General features: G+C 56.9%; 20 protein-coding genes and 1 tRNA gene. 12 read left to right on the top strand and 9 right to left on the bottom strand.

Features of this window, described 5'->3' with window-relative positions; all coding sequences use genetic code 11:
• Positions 1-32: 32 nt before the first annotated feature.
• Positions 33-929: an RNA polymerase sigma factor RpoH gene (gene rpoH, locus ACR0B3_RS01215; RefSeq protein WP_480807511.1), complete on the bottom strand. Its 897-nt coding sequence runs from the start codon at positions 927-929 to the stop codon at positions 33-35.
• 147 nt (positions 930-1,076) lie between these two features.
• Complete coding sequence (locus ACR0B3_RS01210; protein ID WP_480807510.1) at positions 1,077-2,111, bottom strand: RluA family pseudouridine synthase; 1,035 nt, start codon at positions 2,109-2,111, stop codon at positions 1,077-1,079.
• On the opposite strand from ACR0B3_RS01210, the gene ACR0B3_RS01205 reads away from it, so the two are divergent.
• On the top strand, positions 2,110-2,412 hold the full coding sequence (locus tag ACR0B3_RS01205) for a DUF6476 family protein (RefSeq protein WP_170719703.1): 303 nt from the start codon (positions 2,110-2,112) through the stop codon (positions 2,410-2,412). The two genes, ACR0B3_RS01210 and ACR0B3_RS01205, sit on opposite strands and share 2 nt — an antisense overlap.
• Positions 2,413-2,414: 2 nt before the next feature.
• On the opposite strand, the gene ACR0B3_RS01200 is transcribed toward ACR0B3_RS01205, so the two are convergent.
• The 5 genes from ACR0B3_RS01200 to ACR0B3_RS01180 all read right to left on the bottom strand — a co-directional run bounded on the left by ACR0B3_RS01200 (position 2,415) and on the right by ACR0B3_RS01180 (position 8,373).
• Positions 2,415-4,415, bottom strand: coding sequence for a tetratricopeptide repeat protein (locus tag ACR0B3_RS01200; protein WP_480807509.1), 2,001 nt, complete (start codon positions 4,413-4,415; stop codon positions 2,415-2,417).
• A gap of 154 nt (positions 4,416-4,569) precedes the next feature.
• The gene (nagA, locus tag ACR0B3_RS01195; RefSeq protein WP_480807508.1) at positions 4,570-5,706 is read right to left on the bottom strand and encodes an N-acetylglucosamine-6-phosphate deacetylase; all 1,137 of its coding nucleotides are present in this window, start codon (positions 5,704-5,706) and stop codon (positions 4,570-4,572) included.
• On the bottom strand, positions 5,703-6,731 hold the full coding sequence (locus tag ACR0B3_RS01190) for an SIS domain-containing protein (protein ID WP_480807507.1): 1,029 nt from the start codon (positions 6,729-6,731) through the stop codon (positions 5,703-5,705). The genes nagA and ACR0B3_RS01190 overlap by 4 nt, the downstream gene beginning before the upstream one ends.
• A 12-nt stretch (positions 6,732-6,743) precedes the next feature.
• The gene (locus tag ACR0B3_RS01185) at positions 6,744-7,499 is read right to left on the bottom strand and encodes a GntR family transcriptional regulator (protein ID WP_480807506.1); all 756 of its coding nucleotides are present in this window, start codon (positions 7,497-7,499) and stop codon (positions 6,744-6,746) included.
• On the bottom strand, positions 7,486-8,373 hold the full coding sequence (locus ACR0B3_RS01180; protein WP_480807505.1) for a glucosamine kinase nucleotide-binding domain-containing protein: 888 nt from the start codon (positions 8,371-8,373) through the stop codon (positions 7,486-7,488). The genes ACR0B3_RS01185 and ACR0B3_RS01180 overlap by 14 nt, the downstream gene beginning before the upstream one ends.
• 159 nt (positions 8,374-8,532) lie before the next feature.
• Between ACR0B3_RS01180 and ACR0B3_RS01175 the strand changes: the two genes are divergently transcribed.
• The 6 genes from ACR0B3_RS01175 to ACR0B3_RS01150 all read left to right on the top strand — a co-directional run bounded on the left by ACR0B3_RS01175 (position 8,533) and on the right by ACR0B3_RS01150 (position 14,555).
• On the top strand, positions 8,533-9,453 hold the full coding sequence (locus ACR0B3_RS01175; RefSeq protein WP_480807504.1) for an N-acetylmuramic acid 6-phosphate etherase: 921 nt from the start codon (positions 8,533-8,535) through the stop codon (positions 9,451-9,453).
• Positions 9,450-10,700 carry an ABC transporter substrate-binding protein gene (locus ACR0B3_RS01170; protein ID WP_480807503.1) on the top strand — a complete coding sequence of 417 codons (1,251 nt, stop codon included), beginning with the start codon at positions 9,450-9,452 and terminating at the stop codon, positions 10,698-10,700. The genes ACR0B3_RS01175 and ACR0B3_RS01170 overlap by 4 nt, the downstream gene beginning before the upstream one ends.
• Before the next feature lie 67 nt (positions 10,701-10,767).
• Entirely contained in the window at positions 10,768-11,682 is a 915-nt protein-coding gene (locus ACR0B3_RS01165; protein WP_039534942.1) for a carbohydrate ABC transporter permease, read from the top strand.
• 10 nt (positions 11,683-11,692) lie between these two features.
• The gene (locus ACR0B3_RS01160) at positions 11,693-12,532 is read left to right on the top strand and encodes a carbohydrate ABC transporter permease (protein ID WP_170393445.1); all 840 of its coding nucleotides are present in this window, start codon (positions 11,693-11,695) and stop codon (positions 12,530-12,532) included.
• Positions 12,529-13,563: a Gfo/Idh/MocA family protein gene (locus tag ACR0B3_RS01155; RefSeq protein WP_480807502.1), complete on the top strand. Its 1,035-nt coding sequence runs from the start codon at positions 12,529-12,531 to the stop codon at positions 13,561-13,563. The genes ACR0B3_RS01160 and ACR0B3_RS01155 overlap by 4 nt, the downstream gene beginning before the upstream one ends.
• A complete protein-coding gene (locus ACR0B3_RS01150; RefSeq protein WP_480807501.1) occupies positions 13,560-14,555 on the top strand; it encodes an ABC transporter ATP-binding protein in 996 nt (331 codons plus the stop codon). The genes ACR0B3_RS01155 and ACR0B3_RS01150 overlap by 4 nt, the downstream gene beginning before the upstream one ends.
• Before the next feature lie 28 nt (positions 14,556-14,583).
• On the opposite strand, the gene ACR0B3_RS01145 is transcribed toward ACR0B3_RS01150, so the two are convergent.
• Positions 14,584-14,670: transfer RNA gene (locus tag ACR0B3_RS01145), tRNA-Leu, on the bottom strand.
• A 132-nt stretch (positions 14,671-14,802) separates the two neighbouring features.
• Here ACR0B3_RS01145 and ACR0B3_RS01140 point away from each other — a divergent pair.
• Positions 14,803-15,462 (top strand): DsbA family oxidoreductase, encoded by a 660-nt coding sequence (locus ACR0B3_RS01140; protein WP_480807500.1) that lies wholly within the window; start codon positions 14,803-14,805, stop codon positions 15,460-15,462.
• A gap of 39 nt (positions 15,463-15,501) precedes the next feature.
• On the top strand, positions 15,502-16,158 hold the full coding sequence (gene lipB, locus ACR0B3_RS01135) for a lipoyl(octanoyl) transferase LipB (protein WP_480807499.1): 657 nt from the start codon (positions 15,502-15,504) through the stop codon (positions 16,156-16,158).
• A gap of 400 nt (positions 16,159-16,558) precedes the next feature.
• Here the strand turns inward: lipB and ACR0B3_RS01130 are convergent, their stop codons facing one another.
• Positions 16,559-16,978 (bottom strand): HIT family protein, encoded by a 420-nt coding sequence (locus ACR0B3_RS01130; protein WP_480807498.1) that lies wholly within the window; start codon positions 16,976-16,978, stop codon positions 16,559-16,561.
• Positions 16,979-17,258: 280 nt separating this feature from the next.
• Between ACR0B3_RS01130 and ctaD the strand changes: the two genes are divergently transcribed.
• From ctaD to ACR0B3_RS01115, 3 genes are all read left to right on the top strand, one after another.
• Positions 17,259-18,917 (top strand): cytochrome c oxidase subunit I, encoded by a 1,659-nt coding sequence (ctaD, locus tag ACR0B3_RS01125; RefSeq protein WP_170683003.1) that lies wholly within the window; start codon positions 17,259-17,261, stop codon positions 18,915-18,917.
• A 161-nt stretch (positions 18,918-19,078) separates the two neighbouring features.
• Positions 19,079-20,107, top strand: coding sequence for a bestrophin family protein (locus tag ACR0B3_RS01120; RefSeq protein ID WP_480807497.1), 1,029 nt, complete (start codon positions 19,079-19,081; stop codon positions 20,105-20,107).
• A gap of 83 nt (positions 20,108-20,190) precedes the next feature.
• The gene (locus ACR0B3_RS01115) at positions 20,191-20,790 is read left to right on the top strand and encodes a DsbA family protein (RefSeq protein WP_480807496.1); all 600 of its coding nucleotides are present in this window, start codon (positions 20,191-20,193) and stop codon (positions 20,788-20,790) included.
• Positions 20,791-20,822: the final 32 nt, after the last annotated feature.

Raw genomic sequence — 20,822 nt, 5'->3', positions numbered from 1 at the left:
CGCTCATTTGGCGGGCTGATGATTGGCTGGGGTCAGGTTGATCCCAGCATTCCCTTTTCGCGCGCAAGCTCTCGCATCTTCTTTTGCAGCTTTTCAAAAGCGCGCACTTCGATCTGGCGAATGCGTTCGCGGCTGACATTGTACTGTGTGCTGAGTTCTTCCAACGTCACGGCCTGATCCATCAGGCGGCGTTGGGTCAGAATGTCTTTCTCACGATCATTCAGCACGTCCAGCGCAGCGGCCAGCAGCTCACGACGGGCTTCAAGCTCATCACGCGCCTCATAGTCGCCTGCCTGGTCGGCATCTTCGTCTTCCAGCCAATCCTGCCATTGCATCGTACCTTCGCCCTCGGACCCAACGGTCGCGTTCAGCGAGGCATCGCCACCGGACATCCGGCGGTTCATGCTGATGACTTCTTCTTCGGTCACGCCGAGATCTTCTGCGATCTTGGCGACGTTTTCGGGACGCAGATCACCCTCTTCCAGCGCGCCAATGCGTGCCTTTGCTTTACGCAGGTTGAAGAACAGCTTTTTCTGCGCCGATGTTGTACCCAGTTTCACCATCGACCACGACCGAAGGACATATTCCTGGATCGAGGCGCGGATCCACCACATGGCATAGGTCGCCAGACGGAAACCCTTTTCAGGGTCGAACTTCTTGACCGCTTGCATTAGGCCCACATTGGCCTCGGAAATCACCTCGGCTTGCGGAAGACCATAGCCGCGATACCCCATAGCGATCTTGGCCGCCAGACGCAGATGCGACGTGACCATTTTATGCGCGGCCTCGGTATCCTGTTCCTCGACCCAACGCTTGGCCAGCATATATTCCTCTTCTGGCTCCAGCAGAGGAAACTTGCGAATCTCTTGCATATAGCGGTTCAGCCCCCCTTCAGGAGACGGCGCCGGAAGATTTGAGTAATTTGCCATTTATTTCTGCCCCTTGGACAAATGTTTAAGCCCTTAACATGGGATATGGGTACCTGACCCGGTACATTCAAGAGGATCTAATAACAGTCTGAAATTAACCATATGTAAAGGAAAGCTGAAAAGGCCATATTCACAAGCCTTTGCAGATTATTTCAACGGTTTTCTTAGATTTTCCAATAGCTCAGCCATATCCTGCGGCAGCGGCGCCTCAAAGCGTAGCGCCTCGCCTGTGACTGGGTGTTCGAACCCAAGTACGGCGGCATGCAGGGCTTGTCGTGGGAAAGCCTGCACCGCTTCTGCCGCCTCGGTTGTAAAGGCGCGCGCCGCCAGCTTGCGTTTGCCGCCATAAACCGGATCGCCAACCAGACCATGGCCAGCGTGGGCCATATGGACACGGATCTGGTGTGTCCTGCCCGTCTCAAGCCAGCATTCGATCAAGGACAGACCGCCGGGCGTTCCAAAAACTTCGACAATCCGTGCCCGTGTCACAGCATGACGGCCTCCGTGAAACAGCACGGCCTGCTTTTGCCGATCCGTCTTGTGCCGCGCCAGTTGAGTCGTAAGGCGCATGATGTTGCCGGGCTCAAAGCTAACGCCCTTGATCCCGCGCAACCGAGGGTCATTGGCATCCGGCACACCATAGCAGATCGCGCGATAGTAGCGCTCGACGCTATGCGCCTCGAACTGGGCAGCCAGCCCGTGATGCGCCGCATCCGATTTCGCCACAACCAGCAACCCGCTGGTTTCCTTGTCGATCCGGTGCACGATGCCCGGGCGCTTGACGCCCCCCACACCCGAGAGATCATCCCCGCAATGATGCAGCAGCGCATTGACCAGTGTCCCGTTCGGCGAGCCCGGCGCCGGATGCACGACCATCCCTGCTGGTTTGTTGATCACGATCAGATCGTCGTCCTCATAGACGACCTCTAATGGGATATCCGCGGGCCCGATATGGCTATCTTCGGCCTCGGCCACAGTAATTCCAACCAGCGCGCCTTCGGAAACCTTAGCCTTGGCGTCCTCAACCGAAATTCCATCAACGGTCACGGCCCCGTCACTGATCAGTCGGGCGAGCCGGGTACGCGATAGGTTCTCTTCCGCTGGCACATCCCGCGCAAGCGCCTTATCAAGGCGGGGCGGCGGTGAGGCCGCGATATGAAACTCTATCAGGCGGGTGCCCATGACTGTCCCTTCCGAACCTCAGGAACCGCTGGAAACGCCTCAGCTTCGATTGCTGCGGCGCATGGTCATGTTGCTGACCGCGGTAATGATTGGCGGGGTTCTAGTGACATTCGCCCTGATTGTCATCCGTCTATCGGATCGCACCCCGAGGCTGCCTGATCAGATCGAATTACCCGATGGTGCAAGGGCGCAGGCATTGACCATCGGCAGCAACTGGTACGCGGTCGTGACCGAAGACAACAGGATCATGATATTTGACAAGACAACCGGTAAACTGCGGCAAGAGATTGCGTTGGACTAAGATCACCCCTGCCCTGAAAGCCTGTTCAACTGATTGGTAAACCGCTTGTAGGGCGGATAAAGATCACGCGCTTTCTCTAGATACGGGCGAGCTTTGTTCTTGTTTCCGCGACGCAACTGAATCTGACCCGCCGCACCCTGAATGGCGACTGTGATTTCATCTTGATCGGCTGCTTCCAAGATTAGCTTCTCACCCTTCCCGGCTTGACCCGTCCGTTCAAGCAATCGGCCCATTGCAAACAAAAGAAACGGGCTTTCCGGGTCACAAGCCAACGCCTCGGCCATCGTTTTTTGGGCGGCCTTGAAGTCACCTTCTGCTTCATACAGCTCGGCCAGCCGTTTTTGATACAAAGTGCTCTCTGGCACGTCTGCCACGATATGCCGGACGTTATCGATCGCTTGGGCGCTGGAAATTTCGCCTAGATGTCTCTGCAGCATCACCTGCGCGCTCAGCAAACGCGGGTCATCTGCCGAAACGTCGGGCAGATCATCCAAAGCCACACTCAATGCCTCAAGCCTTTTGCGCTGATCGAACAACCGCCTTGCACGTTGATCAAGTGCCAGATCAGCCCAATCCAGCAGAACGAAATCGAAGTTGCAGGGCCGCCAGGACACCACCTTGTGCTGCACCAGATATAGGTTATTGAACGGCGGAAAACGGCGTTGCCGGACAGCCCTCTGTAGAGACCAATCAACCGGAGGCAGCAATCTGTGCGCCAGATGGGACCGATAGAGCATTCTGGACCCAAGCACCATAACGTCAGGTCGCAACGGCTTGGCCCAAAACGCTTTTGCAAAATGTCGGGTTGCAGCCCAACGTTTGCCCTGAACACCCAGAATGGCCCCGCGCAAGGCGCACATGACAGCGTAATCCTCAGGCCAGAGATGCGGGTTCTCTAACCCTTGCTTTGCAAGCGCCTCACTTTCCTGCCACTTGTCTAAATAGAAGCAATTCAAGGATTGCAGCAGCGGCATAAAGGCATTGTCAGCCCCAGCTTCCAGAATCGGCTTTGCGCTCTCATACGCCTCTTCACAGCGGTCCTGCGCTGACAGGTATTGTGCGGCCTTAGAATAGATGTGCGCCGCTTCCGAGGGGTTCAGAAACGCAGATGGCCCCTGTGCGACCCGTTCGATGACCCGTTCATTGGCCACTTGCAGCTCATCTTCGGTCAGCACATCGCGAAACACTTTGCGCTGTTGGCCGGATATCCGGGCCGCCGCCATTGAGAACGCAGAAATGTAAGGCGCGATGACCTGTTCGGCACGCGACATCGCATAAAGTTCAAGAAAATCCCGTTGCGCTCGAGGCAAGCTGGACAGATCGGCGATATCCGACATTTGCATGAGCTGCGGAAACCGCTGTTTGAAGCGGGCAATCAACTCGGGCTGATCAGAGAACATGATCGCCGTCTGGTCCTTGGATTTCTCCAGATGCGCCTCATAAAACTCCTCCGGTTCGATCTTTGCAGGCCAAGTCGAGTGCTTCCACGGCAAACCGTTCAGGATATCTCCGCGTCGGATGTGATAGGCCGATACCCCCTGCCCCGAAAGCTTCTGATCGGCGCGATCCATGATCTGGTGAATCTCTTCCACAAAACCAACGCTGCGGATAAAGTCGCGATAGCGCGGGCGGATGGCTTCGATATCTTCCCATGGGAATGCCAGCACCTCAAAGCCCTCTTCAACCAGAACCGACCGGCCCGACGCCAAATGGTCCAACAGCCGCTGCGGCGATGAATCGTTCTGGAATGCCCAAATCGGCAGAGCCGTCGCGCCCAGCGCGTCGAATTCGGATTGTTCAAGGAAATGTGCGTCCATCCAGTCAGAGGTGAACAATTCCTCAGGCTGATCCAGCTCCGGCGCGTCAGCGCCTTGCGGAAACCAGTTCACGCGGTAGTCGGTTCCGAAATCTTCGGCCAGCCGGATGCAGGTCAGAATCATCAGAAGACGTGCGCCCATCCGATCCTTGCGTTGACCAATGAATACGCCGGGCATCCGCTTCATGGAATGGTCCGGGCTGTCGCCCTAAAGCCGTTATTGCCCATCGCTTGAAGCATCAAGATATTCCCAATCCATATTCGCTTAATCTCTTATACAACCGCCACAGCTACGACGAGATGCGAAATGTATGAAGCATTGAGATCGCCACCGATGGAGGTCAGTCCGCAACAACAGGGCGTGCCTGCAACAAATCCGGAGATATTCGAATGGCCTGTGTTAGCTGGTTCAGGTGTGAAATCGAATTCTGAGAAATGATCCGTGCGGGAATGCGCGTCGCCGCCGCCAATGCGTCTGGCAATGAAACGCCAACTTGCTTTGTTAAAACGCTCAACGCCGTCGTCAGATCAAGATCGGCCCCGGCCAGCGTACCATTCTGCAGGGTCAACCTGCCGTTTTCACGCTGGATAATGCGGCCTTCCAATTGGAATTCGGTCAATTCTGTCCCCGCGACGGCCATCGCGTCACTGACCAGGAACAAGCGCCCTGGTCCTTGCTTGGCGGCGAAGGCTGCACGCATGGTTTGTGGGTGAACGTGGATCGCATCTGCAATCAGCCCGGCGGACATTTCCCCACTTGCCAGCGCCGCGCCAACAAGGCCCGGCTCACGATTGCCGAGTTGGCTCATGGCGTTGAAAAGGTGTGTTGCACACTGCGCGCCCGCCTTTGCGTAGGCCACGCAGGTTTCGAATTCGGCATCACTGTGCCCGAGCGAAACAACTACTCCAGCCTTTGCAAGAGTTTCGGCCTGAGCGGTTGTGACACTCTCGGGCGCAAGCGTAACCATCAAAGCTGGTAAGGCTCTAGCCGCATCTAACAACTGCTCCAGATCGGCCTCTTCCATGGGCCGGATTAGAGCAGCATCATGCGCCCCCTTGCGCCGCACGGATAGATGCGGCCCCTCAAGGTGCAGGCCGATAATCCCCTGAACGCCGTTCTGAATGGCGTGCTTCGCGGCTAAGATGGCCGCTGTCGTCTTTTCCGGCGTGTCCGTGATCAGTGTCGGCAGGATCGATGTTGATCCTAGTTGGCGATGCGCTGCGGCGATCCGCCGTAAAGTTTCGACCGATGGGTCGTCATTGAACATGACACCTCCACCGCCGTTGACCTGCAAATCGACGTAACCTGGGCTGAGAATATCGCCCGACAGGTCCTCAACCACTTCGTCTGAAGGCAACTGATCGTCGCGCAAAACGGATTCCAGCTTTCCACCGACGAACCGCGCAGCATGCCCCTCATGCACGTTGTCGCCGTCAAAGATCGGCCCGCCCGCGAAGGTGATCGATGCTCGGGTCATACCGTTTCCGTTACTTTCCTGAGGTGACGTGGAGCATCCGGGTTGATGCCTCGGCGTGTGGCGACCGTTTCGACCATTCCATAAAAGGATGCGATCGCGGCCACCGGGTCTGTCATCCAGTGCGACGTGCGCACATGCGGCAGCGAGACGGCTTTCGACACCTGATCGGTTGTTGCAAACACCTTTGCCCCCTTGCCTGCAAGTGCGTCGGCGACCTCAGCGATGTTGGATTCCGCTGCATCTCCCGACGAAAACGCAATCACCGGAAAGCCCTGATCGACGATAGACACCGGACCATGCAGCACCTCTGCCGAAGAATAGCTTTCTGCGTGGATCTGACAGGTTTCCTTGAACTTCAGCGCCGCCTCATTCGAAATCGCCCAAGTTGTTCCGCGACCCAGCGTAAACAGCGACTGCCCATCAACGGCCTCAACAACTGCACCCCAATCACAAGTGATCGCCTGCGCCAAGGAGGCTGGCAGCTTATGGATGGCGCGCAGCAAGGCATCGTCACGCTTGACCTCGGCCAATAGCCAAAGCCCGGTGACCAGCGAGGTCACGAAGGTCTTGGTAGCTGCCACGCTCAGCTCGGGCCCTGCATGTATCGGTAGTGCAGACGATGCAACGCCAGCCAATGCCGAGGTCGAATCATTCGTGATTGCAACCGAATAAGCACCACCTTCGGTCAGTGACTTAGTCAGTTTAACAATATCGGGGCTTTGACCGGACTGTGACACCGAAATACACAGCGTGCCGGGGCAGCACAGATCCACCCCGTAGATCGACTTCACGCTTGGCCCGACCGAGGCCATCGGCAGACCCAAAAGCAATTCGGACGCATATTTCAGATAACTGCAAGCATGGTCCGACGACCCCCGCGCGACCGAGATCAGAAAGCTGGGATCGTGGTCACGGATGGCGGTTGCAGTCTTGGCAATCGCCGTGCCACCTTCAGTGAGGAGACGCTCTACAGCGGCAGGTATCTCATTGATTTCCCGCCGCATTTGTGTTGTTTCAGGGAGCATGAACTACACCTTTCAGGTTGACAGCCGCAGCTCTGCCACAAAGTCGTAGGCATCGCCGAGATAGATGGATCGGGTCAGTTCAGCAACACGCCCGCTTTCAAGATATGATGTCCGCTGGATACTCAGCCCTGCCGTCCCTTCGGCCACGTTCAGCAAACCGGCCTCAGCCGCTTCGAGATTGATCGCCGAGATCTTCTGAATCGCACGGACCGGACGGTTTCCTGATTGTTCGAGGACCGCATACAAAGACCCGGTGACTTCAGTAGGATTTGGCAAAATATCCAACGGCAATGCTGCGCGCTCCAGGGCCATGGGTCGCCCTCCGGCAGCGCGCAATCGGTGGATACGCGCAACTTGGTCATTGGCTGACAGGCCAAGCGCCAACATCTCATCCGGCGATGGCAGGAATATCCCCCGTTCCAACCAGGTTGAAGTTGTTTCGTACCCACGGCGCTCCATATCCTCGGTAAACGAGGTGAGATGCGAAAGCGATTGCTCAACCCGCGCAACGGGCTGACGCACGAATGAGCCTGACCCCTGTCGCTGTTCGATCGCCCCCTTGCGCACCAGTTCCTGAATGGCCTTGCGGACAGTGACGCGCGACAAATCTGTCAGTTCAGCGATCTCGCGTTCCGGTGGGAGCGAGCTGTTCGGGGCCAGAATGCCTTCTTCAATCCCCTGCTCCAACCGATGGCGCAGTTGCACATAGCGCGGACCGGCAGTTTGACCCAACCACCCCTCGGGTTTCAGGAAGTCAGCAACGCTCATGTTCGATATCCTCCTGAAACACGTGAGCCAGCGCGATTGCTCCGGTCAGCGGATCCCCCAGCGGTTTGGTCAGGTCTTGCTGCATGAACTCTGGAAGATAAGTCGCATACTGCGGACCGATGCCTCCGGTCAGGCAAACCGGGAGGCCGGGTATCCATCCCATTGCCTCCAACTGATCCACCAGATACTGCGCACCGGATTCCAAGATCGAGACCGCAACTGCATCCCCTTGCGCAGCGTGTTGAGTCACCAAGGGTGCCAGCGCACCAAACTCGGTCGGCGACATCCCGGATGCCACCCGCACGATGCCCGCCGCACCATCAAAACGTGACAACAACACATTCGTCATTTCAGACATGGATCGAAGGCCATCGACACAGTCGAGCGTGCAAGCCAACGCACGCCTCCCAACCCATTGTGCCGAGGCCTGATCACCAAGCACCGGCCCCCAACCCCCGGCAAACAAACTTTGATCCCTCCTCTGGGCCGCCAGAAAAGAGCCGGTGCCACAATGGGCAACAAACCCATCTTTAGGCCCAAGCGCACCGCGCAATGCCGAGGGGCGGTCATCTTCGATGCGCGCGTGATCAAACGGCAGTTCTGCTGCCAACCGCCCTGCCAAAGCTTTACCAGTGACACCTGCAAGCCCGAGATAGGCGGGTGTACTGTTCAGCTGGCTTGCCTCCAATCCGATACGCTCTGCCAAAACGGAGATCCCTTGCCTCAATTCAGCGCAGGCAGCGCTGAAATCAGTCGACACATTCGCCGCCCCGACCTCAACCTGCTGAACGCGGGAGCCATCGGAAACAGCGATACGGCAGCGCGTGCCGCCGCCATCAGCGGCCAGAACAATGGTATCGGTAAGGCGACTCATGCAGATACCTTTATAATACCTATTTCCAATTTTGAAGACCTAATAATGACCAAACCGCACGCATATCGATAAAACACTGAAACATATCGACAGATAAATAAAATGGTAGACTAATGGTATCTAAAAGGTATGATATTCGAAATCTCGGGGGAGAATCACGTGGCCACGCCAGTAACGGAACAACTGCATCAAAAGGCGATCGGGCTTGACACCCGACCGCTGGCGGAAGTTGCCGAGCTGCTGGCAGGCTCCCAATCCGAAGCCGCAACTGCCCCCCTCACCGCACTGCCTGCGATATGCGCTGGCGCGAAGGCGATGGCGCAAACTATCCGCTCTGGCGGCACGCTTCGCTATGTTGCAGCAGGTTCATCCGGCTTGATGGCAGCTTCGGATGCGCTCGAACTTGGTGGGACATTTTCGATCCCCTCAGATCAGATTCGCATTCATATGGCAGGCGGTTTGCCGACCGGCACTGAAATGCTAGGTGATACCGAAGACGCTACAGACGGTCTTGCCGACGAATTGGCCGATCTGGCACCCGCCGATACCCTGATCGCTGTATCAGCCAGCGGAACCACCCCTTATACGGTCGCGGCGGCCCGCTACGCGCGCCAGCAAGGGGCTGCAATCATCGGCATTGCGAACAATCGCGATTCCGAGTTGCTGAGACTGTCCGATCACCCGATCCTTTTGCCCACACCGCCGGAACTGATATCGGGCTCAACCCGAATGGGCGCAGGGACGGCTCAGAAAATTGCTCTGAACATGCTGTCGACACTTATGGCGATGGAGTTGGGCCATATCCAGGACGGTATGATGATCAACTTGCGCGCCGACAACGACAAGCTGCGCGCCCGCGCCAATGGGATCGTTTGCCAACTGACCGGCGTTGATGTTGAACAGGCAGCATCGGCATTGATCTCGGCAAACGGGGACCTCAAGTGCGCCGCTCTTTTGGCCACCGGCGCGCAGTCTTTGGACCAAGCGCAAGCTGCGCTGCGCGAGACCAACGATCACCTTCGCCCCGCGCTGGAGAAGCTCAAAAACAAAGAAACTATCAACCTGGGAGATACAAAATGAAACGCAAAGTTCTAAGTCTTGCTTTGATGAGCACGGCGCTGGTCACAAGTGCCTACGCGCAAGACGCCACGCTGACGATCGAAAGCTGGCGCAATGACGATCTGGCCTTGTGGCAGGAAAAGATCATTCCGGCATTCGAGGCCGAACATCCCGGTATTAAGTTGGTTTTTTCGCCCTTCGCCCCAACCGAATATGATGCGGCGCTTAACGCCAAGCTCGAAGCGGGTTCAGCTGGCGACATAATTACCTGTCGCCCATTCGACCGCTCTCTGGGGCTGTACGAAAGTGGACATTTGTCTGACCTGTCTGATCTGGACGCCATGTCCAACTTCTCTGATGTTGCGAAAGCAGCCTGGCAAACAGACGACGGCTCGGCGACATTCTGTGTTCCGATGGCATCTGTGATCCACGGTTTCATCTACAACAAAGATGCGTTCAACGAGTTGGGCATCGAGGTTCCGGCCACCGAGGCAGAGTTCTTTGCCGCCCTCGACAAGATCAAGGAAGACGGTACCTATATCCCAATGGCGATGGGCACCAACGACCAGTGGGAAGCCGCAACAATGGGTTACAACAACATTGGCCCAAACTATTGGAAGGGTGAGGAAGGTCGTCTTGCCCTAATTGAAGGCTCACAAAAGCTGACTGATGAACAGTGGGTCGCGCCCTACGCGACTCTGGCCAAATGGGCAGACTATCTGGGCGACGGATACGAAGCGCAAACCTATCCCGACAGCCAAAACCTGTTCACACTAGGTCGCGCAGCAGTCTATCCGGCCGGTAGCTGGGAAATCTCCGGCTTTAACACATTGGCTGATTTTGAAATGGGTGCCTTCAAGCCGCCGGTTCAGAATGCGGGTGACACCTGCTATATTTCGGACCACACCGATATCGGTATCGGTATGAATGCGGCTTCAGAAAACCCCGAAGCCGCACGGGCATTCCTCGCATGGGTTGCGTCGCCAGAGTTCGCCAATATCTTCGGCAACGCCTTGCCTGGTTTCTTCCCATTGTCGAATGAACCGGTTGAGTTGGAAGATCCGCTTGCCAAGGAATTTGTAAGCTGGCGCGGTGATTGCGAAACGACAATCCGTTCGACCTACCAAATCCTGTCGCGCGGTGAGCCTAACCTTGAAAACGCGACCTGGGGCGCGTCCGTTGCCGCCATCAAGGGTGCCGAGACACCCGAAGCGCTGGGTCAGCAGCTGCAAGACGGTCTGGCCAGCTGGTACGCACCGCATCAGTAACACCTAGGTCACTCACACCGGACGCGGCCACCGCGTCGCGTCCGGACCTTTTTCCCTGGAGATTCCCATGCAGACCCGCCGCATACGCTGGCACATTGCCGTTTTCCTCGCCCCTGCGGTGCTGGTCTACACGGCAGTGATGATCTTCCCCTTGTTCAACACGCTGCGCCTCGCACTGTTCACCGAGGTTGATCAGACACGTATCTACGTGGGCCTGCAGAATTTCCGCACCCTGTTCTTCGATCCAATCTGGTCCGAGCAGTTCTGGAACGCTTTGGGCAACAACTTCTGGTTCTTCCTGATCCACATGCTGGTGCAGAACCCGATTGGCATCGCACTCGCTGCACTACTTTCGCATCCCCGCCTGCGGTTTGCGGCGCTCTACCGGTCCGCGATTTTCATTCCGACCATTCTGAGCTTTGTCATTGTCGGCTTCGCGTGGAAACTAATCTTGTCCCCGCTTTGGGGCATTGCACCTTCGATGCTGGACGCCGTTGGTCTGAAGTCGCTGTTTGCGCCCTGGCTGGGCAAGGAAGAATACGCGCTGACAACACTGGCACTTGTCTCGGTCTGGCAATTCGTCGGCATCCCGATGATGTTGATCTATGCCGCCCTTCTGTCGATCCCCGAAGAAATCCTTGAGGCCGGAGAAATAGACGGCATCACCGGCGCTTCGGCGTTCTGGAAGATCAAACTGCCGTTGATCATCCCTTCGATCGGCATCATTTCCATCCTGACTTTTGTCGGCAATTTCAACGCCTTCGACCTGATCTACGTATCGCAAGGCGCGCTGGCGGGGCCGGATTTCTCGACCGATATCCTCGGCACCTTCATGTACCGCACCTTCTTTGGCTTCCAACTGCAACTGGGCGACCCGCATATGGGCTCCGCCATCGCTGGCGCCATGTTCGCGATCATCCTTGTGGGTGTCTGCATCTACCTCTTCGGCATCCAGACCCGGATGCGACGGTATCAGCTGTGAGGGTGAACGCATGAACAAAGCACGCCATAACCCGCTGAACACGGCCGCCATGCACGGGGCGCTGATCCTCTACACGTTGATTGCCCTCTTCCCGGTCTTCGTGATCATCATCAACAGCTTCAAAACCCGACGCTCGATTTTCCGCGAGCCACTCGCCCTGCCCGATGCCGAAAGCTTCTCGCTGATCGGGTACCAGACGGTGATGAAACAAGGGGACTTCTTCCTTTATTTCCAGAACTCGCTGATCGTGACCGTGGTGTCGCTGGCCTTCGTCCTGCTGTTCGGCGCCATGGCCGCCTTTGCGCTGAGCGAGTACAAGTTCAAGGGCAACACCCTGATGGGCCTCTATCTGGCGCTTGGGATCATGATCCCGATCCGCATCGGCACTGTTGCGATACTTGAGATGATGGTTGCGACCGGGTTGGTGAACACCTTGTGGGCACTAATCCTTGTCTATACCGCACAGGGCCTGCCCCTAGCCGTGTTCATCCTGTCAGAATTCATGCGGCAGGTCTCGGACGACCTGAAGAACGCAGGCCGCGTCGATGGGCTGTCCGAATACACCATCTTCTTCCGATTGGTCCTACCGCTCGTCCGCCCCGCCATGGCAACGGTCGCCGTGTTCAACATGATCCCCATCTGGAACGACCTCTGGTTCCCGCTGATTCTTGCCCCGGCCGAGGAAACTAAAACCCTAACACTGGGCAGCCAGGTCTTTATCGGCCAGTTCGTCACCGACTGGAACGCGGTTCTGTCGGCGCTCAGCATGGCGATCCTGCCGGTGCTGGTGCTCTATGTCATCTTCTCACGTCAGTTGATCCGCGGCATCACTTCAGGAGCTGTCAAATGACCAAAGTTCTGATCGCCGGCCTTGGCAATATGGGGCTGAGTCACGCTTTGGCCCACCATCATCACCCGGACGCGCAGATTGTTGGGTTAGTGAACCGATCCGGTCGCGTGGATCATCCAGATCTGTCGATCTATCCGGCCTATTCGGATTTTCACACCGCTCTGGCCGAGACCAAGCCCGATCTGGTGGTCGTGGCCACCTACTCCGACAGCCACGCCGATTTCGCCTGCGCCGCGATGGAAGCTGGGACGCATGTATTTGTCGAAAAACCTCTAGCGACCACTGTGGCGGATGCCAAACGCGTCGTCGCAAAGGCTTTTGAAACCAACCGCAAACTGGTCATCGGCTATATCCTGCGCCACCACCCCTCTTGGATGCGCCTGATTTCCGAAGCACGCGGCTTGGGCGGGCCATATGTCTTCCGACTGAATCTCAACCAGCAAAGCAGCGGGGCCGAGTGGGAAACGCATAAGGCCCTGATGCAGACCACCTCGCCCATTGTCGATTGCGGCGTTCATTATGTCGACGTGATGTGCCAGATCACCGACTCCGACCCCGTGCGAGTCCACGGCATGGGCCTGCGTCTGAGCGATGAGATCGCCGAAGACATGTACAATTACGGCCAGTTTCAGGTGGTCTTCGAGGATGGCTCCGTCGGTTGGTACGAAGCCGGTTGGGGCCCGATGATGTCCGAGACAGCGTTTTTCGTAAAAGACATCGTCTCGCCCAACGGCTCAGTCTCGATCACCGATGGCAACAAGGGCGCATCCGCCGATATCGACGGCCACACCAAGGTCGGCGGCATTCTGGTACACCGCCCGGACGGCGATCAGACAATCGACATGCCCGATGAACCCGGCCATCAGGAGCTCTGCGACACCGAACAAGCCTATATGCTGCGCGCTATTGCAGAGGGTATCGACCTGACCCGTCACATGAACGACGCCGTGCAATCGCTCGCCGTCTGCCTCGCTGCAGATGAAAGCATCCGCACCGGCCAACCCATTTCGCTGAAAGAGGCATCCAAATGACCGCCCTGACGCTTACGAACGTGAACAAATCCTTCGGCTCTGTCGAAGTCCTCAAAGACATCAACATCGATGTGGAAGACGGAGAATTCGTGGTCTTTGTCGGCCCCTCGGGTTGCGGCAAATCCACCCTTTTGCGCGTGATCGCGGGGTTGGAGGATGTGACCTCGGGCGAGGTGCGCATTGGCGGAGAGCTGATGAACCTAACCCCGCCCTCCAAACGCGGCATCGCGATGGTATTTCAGAGCTATGCACTCTATCCCCACCTGAATGTGCGCAAAAACATGTCACTGGCGCTGAAACAGGAAGGTCAGAGCAAGCAGGTCATCGAAGAACGGGTCAACAAGGCCAGCAAGATGCTGAACCTTGAGCCCTATATCAACCGTTACCCCTCGGAATTGTCCGGCGGCCAACGCCAACGTGTCGCCATCGGCCGCGCCATCGTGCGCGAACCCAAACTGTTCCTGTTCGACGAGCCTTTGTCCAATCTGGACGCCGCTCTGCGTATGAACACGCGGCTGGAAATCGCAAACCTGCATCAGCAACTCGATGCTTCGATGATCTACGTCACCCACGACCAGACCGAGGCGATGACACTTGCCGACAAGATTGTCGTCCTGCGCGACGGGCGGGTTGAACAGGTCGGCAGCCCGATGGAACTATACAATAATCCCGCCAATCAGTTCGTTGCAGGTTTCCTCGGCGCGCCCTCAATGAACTTCTTTCCAGCCAGCCTGATCGGAGAAAGCGCGGATACCACCCTGGGCATCCGACCCGAAGACCTACAGCTGGCGGATGACGGCCCACTGACCGCAAACGTAACCCATGTCGAACATTTGGGCGGAGACACCAACGTGATCGCCATGATGCAAGACCACCAAATCACCGCGCGCCTATTCGGCCAACACCAGGTCAACGCAGGCCACCCCATCCGGTTTGGCTACACCAAAGACCGCACTTACCGCTTCGACGAACAAGGCGCGCGTTTAAACTGATGATGACCTGCTTCGATTTTCAGGATGTTGGTGCGGTCGAGAAGACTCGAACTTCCACGGGTGTTACCCCACAGCGACCTCAACGCTGCGCGTCTACCAATTCCGCCACGACCGCACTGCCAATGACTTGGTAGAGGGGCGTATAGACGCTGAACCGGGCGATGTGAAGAGGCAAAAACACAGCCGATTGAATTCCTTTGGCGCTGTCATATCTAAACGTGACTCGCCGAAGTTTCAGGAGCACCCCATGCCCTCGCCCAATCCCCGCCCCACCGTACAGATCGATGTCGTTTCCGATGTGGTCTGCCCCTGGTGTATTGTTGGATACCGCCAGCTCGATGCAGCATTGAAGCAAGAAAATGTGCTGGCTCAATTGCGCTGGCATCCGTTCGAGCTGAACCCCAATATGGGGGCCGAAGGGCAGAATTTGCGCGAGCATATTGCCGAGAAATACGGCTCGACGCCCGAACAAAGCCAGCAGGCGCGCGAGCGGTTGACCGGATTAGGGGCCGAACTTGGATTTACTTTCAATTTCAGCGATGACAGTCGAATTGTGAACACCTTCGCCGCGCATCAACTGCTGGACTGGGCCGAGGCGCAGGGGCGTCAGCATCCGTTGAAACTGGCTTTGTTCGACGCCTATTTCACCAAGCAGCAAGATGTCTCGGACACTGATGTATTGCTGAGCACAGTCGAGGCCGTAGGGCTGAACCCGAATGCGGCACATCAGGCGCTTGAAACAGGTGCGCATGTCCAGCTGGTGCGTGAGAAACAACAATTCTGGACCAGCAGGGGTATTTCAGGCGTGCCTTCGATGGTGTTTGGCGGAAAATACCTGCTGACCGGTGCACAAGGGGCTGACACCTATGCCCAGGTCCTGCAACGCTGCTTGGCCGAGGCCGCCTGACCCCTTTCCCCTACCCCGCAGACGGGCTAAGGAACGCGCATGGAATGGAAGACCACAGATCAGCTGATTGACTATGACGAGGCCACCGCCTTCATGGAGGCGCGTGTCGCTGCGATTGCGACGGGTGAGGCCGATGAATGTATCTGGCTGCTGGAACATCCGCCGCTTTACACAGCCGGCACGTCTGCGAAGCGAGAATATTTGACTGACCCCGATCGCTTTCCAGTCTATGAAAGCAAGCGTGGTGGTCAGTATACCTATCACGGGCCCGGACAGCGCGTGGTCTACGTCATGCTGGATGTCGGCAAACGCGGCCATGATGTGCGCCGCTTTGTAAAACAACTGGAAGAATGGGTGATCGCGGCGCTAGCCGAGTTCAATGTGACCGGAGAAATCCGCGACGGTCGCGTGGGTGTTTGGGTCCAGCGGCAGGACTTGCCGCTGACGATCAAAGGCCAGCCAGCAGAAGACAAGATCGCGGCCATCGGCATTCGCCTGCGGAAATGGATCAGCTTTCACGGCATCTCTATAAATGTCGAACCGGACCTGTCTCATTTCACAGGTATCGTGCCTTGCGGCATTCAGGAACACGGGGTTACGTCTTTGGTCGATCTTGGCCTGCCGGTGACCATGGATGACGTCGATGTCGCTTTAAAAAAGACCTTTGATAAGGTCTTCGCGACCGAAGGCGTCTAGTGCATAGGTGATTCCACGTATTCTGGGCGATCTGCCCAGAATGGCAGAACGACAATGCCGAAATTTAGGGCGCTCTGTTTCGAAAAAATCGTGTAAATTTCCATTGAATTGCCCCAATTCGCGTCAAATTCAGGGATTTTTCACATCCTCTCCTTACAAACGCCATCTGACCACATAGTATGTAGAGACCGTTCATGAGTGAGTGGTGTGTTAACCGGTGATCTCAGGGCTGCCCTGCGAAATCCGTGAAAGTGTTTGGTTACGAGTCTGCCGTTCCGACCCCATATCGGAACGGCAATTCTCGTTCTAGGGCCTCCGTTTTGCATTCAAATCAGCCTTAAAGCACAAGCGGGACCCCTTGCTGCTTCTCCAGCGAAATCGCCGCTAAACCCTTTCGGGCTTAGCTCAATGCAGCGCGGATTTTGTCGGCATGCTGAGCGATTAGGTCGAAATCTCCCATCTTGCCCGGCGGACGCAACGAGATGCCTTCGTGGCGCGGCAGAACGTGGACATGAAGGTGAAACACCTCCTGCCCCCCTGCCGCTTCGTTGAATTGCTGAATGGTAACGCCGTCTGCGTCAAAGGCGGCTTTCACGGCATGTGCCATCTTTTGCACGGTCGCCATCACCGCCGTCAGTTGTTCAGGCGTGGCATCCAGCATATTGCGGCAGGGTGTTTTCGGGATGACAAGCAGATGACCGTCGGCCCGGGGCATGATATCCATCAGGGCAATCGTGTCATCGTCTTCATAGACGCGGTTCGACGGGATTTCCCCGCGCAGTATCTTGGCAAAGACGTTTTCGGGGTCATAGGCGGTCATCTCGGGCCTCCGGTATTGGAACTTTCCGTTGTTCTGAGCCGCGCTGCCGTTTCGGTCAAGCGGGATTCCCCCAGCGCCACTTGAATTCAGGGACGGAACACCCAAATCCATCGCATCCAGGATCAAATAAACGCGCAGGCCCACCTGCCCGCGACAATTAATCTTGATCCAGATCAAACTCGACCATTGAAGGTCGCCCCTTGGCAAACTAAAACCAGCAGGAATCCCGCGCGTTGGAGAGGTCCGACTGCGCGGTGTAGTTGCAACAGGAGGCACCTAAATGGCAGACGCAGCCATTCATGGTCACGATCATGAAGACCAGCGCGGTTTCTTTACCCGTTGGTTCATGTCGACCAACCACAAAGATATCGGGATTCTGTACCTGATCTTCTCGGCACTCGCCGGTCTGATCTCGGTTCTGATGACCGTCTATATGCGGCTCGAACTGATGCACCCCGGTGTGCAGTACATGTGCCTCGAAGGGTTCATGGCCGACCCTTGTACACCAAACGGACACCTGTGGAACGTGATGATCACCTATCACGGTGTTCTGATGATGTTCTTCGTGGTCATTCCGGCCCTGTTCGGCGGATTTGGTAACTATTTCATGCCGTTGCAGATCGGTGCGCCGGATATGGCGTTCCCGCGGATGAACAACCTGTCCTTCTGGCTGTATGTCGCTGGTACCTCTCTGGGTGTTGCTTCGCTGCTGTCTCCGGGCGGTAACGATCAGCTTGGTTCGGGCGTTGGCTGGGTTCTTTATCCACCGCTGTCGACGACCGAGGGCGGTATGTCCATGGACCTTGCGATCTTTGCCGTGCACGTATCGGGCGCCTCCTCGATCCTCGGCGCGATCAACATGATCACCACCTTCCTGAATATGCGTGCCCCGGGCATGACACTGTTCAAGGTGCCTCTGTTCAGCTGGTCGATCTTCGTCACTTCGTGGCTGATTCTGCTGTCGCTGCCGGTTCTGGCAGGCGCGATCACCATGCTGCTGATGGACCGCAACTTCGGCTTCACCTTCTTTGATCCGGCCGGTGGCGGCGATCCGATCCTGTATCAGCACATCCTTTGGTTCTTTGGCCACCCGGAAGTGTACATTGTGATCCTGCCCGGCTTTGGCATCATCAGCCACGTGATTGCGACCTTCGCGCGTAAACCAATCTTCGGCTACCTGCCGATGGTCTGGGCGATCATCGCGATCGGTGTGCTGGGCTTCGTCGTATGGGCGCATCACATGTACACAGTTGGCATGTCGCTGCGCCAGCAGGCCTACTTCATGCTGGCCACGATGGTCATCGCGGTTCCGACCGGTGTTAAGGTCTTCTCGTGGATCGCGACCATGTGGGGCGGTTCGATCGAGTTCAAAACCCCGATGCTGTTCGCCTTCGGCTTCCTGTTCCTGTTCACCGTTGGTGGTGTGACCGGCGTTGTGCTGTCGCAGGCCGGCGTGGACCGTGCCTATCACGACACCTACTACGTCGTGGCACACTTCCACTATGTGATGAGCTTGGGTGCCGTCTTCGCGATCTTCGCTGGCGTGTACTTCTACTTCTCGAAGATGACGGGCCGTCAGTATTCAGAGTTCTGGGGCAAGGTTCACTTCTGGCTGTTCTTCATCGGCGCCAACCTGACCTTCTTCCCGCAGCACTTCCTGGGACGTCAGGGCATGCCACGCCGCTACATCGACTATCCCGAAGCGTTCGCGCAGTGGAACTTTGTTTCTTCGATCGGTGCGTTCATCTCATTCGCTTCGTTCCTGCTGTTCTTCGGCATCGTGATCTACGCCCTTCTGCGTGGCGCGAAAGAGACCCGTCCGAACCCGTGGAACGAATACGCGGATACGCTGGAATGGACCCTGCCCACCCCGCCGCCTGAACACACGTTCGAGCAGCTGCCCAAGCAGGAAGACTGGGACAAGGGCCACGCGCACTAATCCCGCCATCCAAACCAAATTCAACAAAGCCCCGCCTTGTGTGGGGCTTTGTGTTTTTGTGACCCCAGTCCGCAACTTGCTGCACCCAACACGTAGACGCACCAAAGATCAGGTCGCTAGTATTTGCGAAAGCGGCATAATCTACGACGGGTGCGCACCACATGATACTCCATCACGGCATCACACTTCGGCAACTGGTCAAAGGCTCTGCCGGGTTCATTTGCATCGTCATGGCCTGGATATTCCTGTTGGAGCTGATCGATGAAGTCACCCCGTTAGAGCTGATCTCGAACTCAAGCCCCCCGGTCACGATGCTGGGTCTGGCGGTGGCGTTTTTTCTGGGTTTCAAAAACACTTCGGCCTATGGGCGCTGGGTTGATGCGCGGAAAATCTGGGGCGATATGGTGAATGCGAGCCGCGACTGGGGAAATACGATCAGCAATCTGGTGCAGACGGATGGAACACCGCTTGATCCCGAAACCCGCCGCGAGCTGTTGGAGCGCCATATTGCGTGGCTGAACATGCTGGCCTTTCAGCTGCGTCAGCCCACCACCAACGGGCGATCCCGCCGCCCGTGGATGTTCGGGCACAAGCCCGTCTCAGACAAAATCGCGTTGCATCAGGATCCTGAGTGCTGGCGCAGCAGCCAGCTTGAAGCTGATCTGCCGCGGCTAGAGGGTAAATCCAACCGCGCTGCGTACCTGATGTTTCTGCAAGGTGAACGTCTGTCAGCCCTCGCCCAATCCGGCAAGATCGATCCCTACTGGCACGTGGCGCTGATGAACAGGCTGGCGCGGTTTACGGATGCGCAAGGCCAAAGCGAGCGCATCAAGAACACCCCTTTCCCTAGGCAAGTGGCCGAGGTTGGCAGGATCTTCAGCTATATTTTCATCTTTATGCTGCCGCTGGCCCTGAACGATCAGCGGTCGTTCACAGCAGGCATGGGTTTTCCCGTGGTAAAAGCGGTCGTGCTCGACTGGATGGTCTTTGCCCCAATCGGCGCGTTGGTGTGCTGGATTTTCTTCGTAACAGAACGCGTCAGCGCCTCGATGGAGGATCCGTTTGAGGGTGATGTCACTGATGTTCCAATCTCGTCCATCTGCCGCATGATCGAAATCGACCTACGCCAGATGACGGCCTGTGGCACTGCCCCTCAGCCAACCCAACCTATTGATAAGGCGATGCTCTGACTGCCTGATTTGGGCAAAGATCGAAAAATCCTTCATTTTGAGGTATTCTGGTAGGCACAGCCCCTTTTGACAGGAGCCCCACCATGCCCGAGATCGACTTTTGGTATTCCATCGGCAGCACTTACAGTTTTCTAACAATCACGCGCCTGGATGGCTGGTGCGAAGAAAACGATGCGACGGTTACCTGGCGCCCCTTCAACGTGCGCACGGTGATGTCGGAACAGCAGAATATTCCCTTTGCAGGCAAGCCTGTGAAATCCGCCTATATGTGGCGCGATATCGAACGCCGCGCTGCGAAGTACCATATCCACGCAAAGTTACCTGCGCCCTATCCGATCACGGATCTGTCGTTGGCCAATCAGGTGGCATTGCTGGGCATGCAAGAAGGTTGGGGCAAATCGTTTACTCAAAACCTCTATCGCATCTGGTTCGAGGAAGGCATTGAGGCGGGCAGCGAAAGTGCCATATCCGAGGCCCTGCTGCGGTGTCAGCAAGATCCGCGCCTGATCCTTTCGCGCGCCCATAGCCCCGAGGCTATCAGCGCACTTGAAGACGAGACAAATACAGCGATTCAGCTGGGCGTATTCGGCGCACCCAGCTTTGTTGTGCGCGACGAAGTGTTTTGGGGGGATGATCGTCTGGATGACGCCCTGTCCTGGGTGCGCGTCGGCCACGTCGTCTGACTTTTTGCTTCGCCTTGCGTACCTGCCGCGCT

This window comes from Ruegeria sp. CE9 (assembly GCF_056537425.1).
Note: the sequence above shows the minus strand (reverse complement) of the source record. Positions and strands in the feature narration are given on the sequence as shown.

Bases quoted from the DNA above. Each gene is read 5' to 3' on its own strand.
- rpoH (WP_480807511.1), bottom strand. From the start codon at position 929: ATGGCAAATTACTCAAATCTTCCGGCGCCGTCTCCTGAAGGGGGGCTG.
- ACR0B3_RS01205 (WP_170719703.1), top strand. From the start codon at position 2,110: ATGACTGTCCCTTCCGAACCTCAGGAACCGCTGGAAACGCCTCAGCTT.
- ACR0B3_RS01210 (WP_480807510.1), bottom strand. From the start codon at position 2,111: ATGGGCACCCGCCTGATAGAGTTTCATATCGCGGCCTCACCGCCGCCC.
- ACR0B3_RS01200 (WP_480807509.1), bottom strand. From the start codon at position 4,415: ATGAAGCGGATGCCCGGCGTATTCATTGGTCAACGCAAGGATCGGATG.
- nagA (WP_480807508.1), bottom strand. From the start codon at position 5,706: ATGACCCGAGCATCGATCACCTTCGCGGGCGGGCCGATCTTTGACGGC.
- ACR0B3_RS01190 (WP_480807507.1), bottom strand. From the start codon at position 6,731: ATGCTCCCTGAAACAACACAAATGCGGCGGGAAATCAATGAGATACCT.
- ACR0B3_RS01185 (WP_480807506.1), bottom strand. From the start codon at position 7,499: ATGAGCGTTGCTGACTTCCTGAAACCCGAGGGGTGGTTGGGTCAAACT.
- ACR0B3_RS01180 (WP_480807505.1), bottom strand. From the start codon at position 8,373: ATGAGTCGCCTTACCGATACCATTGTTCTGGCCGCTGATGGCGGCGGC.
- ACR0B3_RS01170 (WP_480807503.1), top strand. From the start codon at position 9,450: ATGAAACGCAAAGTTCTAAGTCTTGCTTTGATGAGCACGGCGCTGGTC.
- ACR0B3_RS01165 (WP_039534942.1), top strand. From the start codon at position 10,768: ATGCAGACCCGCCGCATACGCTGGCACATTGCCGTTTTCCTCGCCCCT.
- ACR0B3_RS01160 (WP_170393445.1), top strand. From the start codon at position 11,693: ATGAACAAAGCACGCCATAACCCGCTGAACACGGCCGCCATGCACGGG.
- ACR0B3_RS01155 (WP_480807502.1), top strand. From the start codon at position 12,529: ATGACCAAAGTTCTGATCGCCGGCCTTGGCAATATGGGGCTGAGTCAC.
- ACR0B3_RS01150 (WP_480807501.1), top strand. From the start codon at position 13,560: ATGACCGCCCTGACGCTTACGAACGTGAACAAATCCTTCGGCTCTGTC.
- ACR0B3_RS01140 (WP_480807500.1), top strand. From the start codon at position 14,803: ATGCCCTCGCCCAATCCCCGCCCCACCGTACAGATCGATGTCGTTTCC.
- lipB (WP_480807499.1), top strand. From the start codon at position 15,502: ATGGAATGGAAGACCACAGATCAGCTGATTGACTATGACGAGGCCACC.
- ACR0B3_RS01130 (WP_480807498.1), bottom strand. From the start codon at position 16,978: ATGACCGCCTATGACCCCGAAAACGTCTTTGCCAAGATACTGCGCGGG.
- ctaD (WP_170683003.1), top strand. From the start codon at position 17,259: ATGGCAGACGCAGCCATTCATGGTCACGATCATGAAGACCAGCGCGGT.
- ACR0B3_RS01120 (WP_480807497.1), top strand. From the start codon at position 19,079: ATGATACTCCATCACGGCATCACACTTCGGCAACTGGTCAAAGGCTCT.
- ACR0B3_RS01115 (WP_480807496.1), top strand. From the start codon at position 20,191: ATGCCCGAGATCGACTTTTGGTATTCCATCGGCAGCACTTACAGTTTT.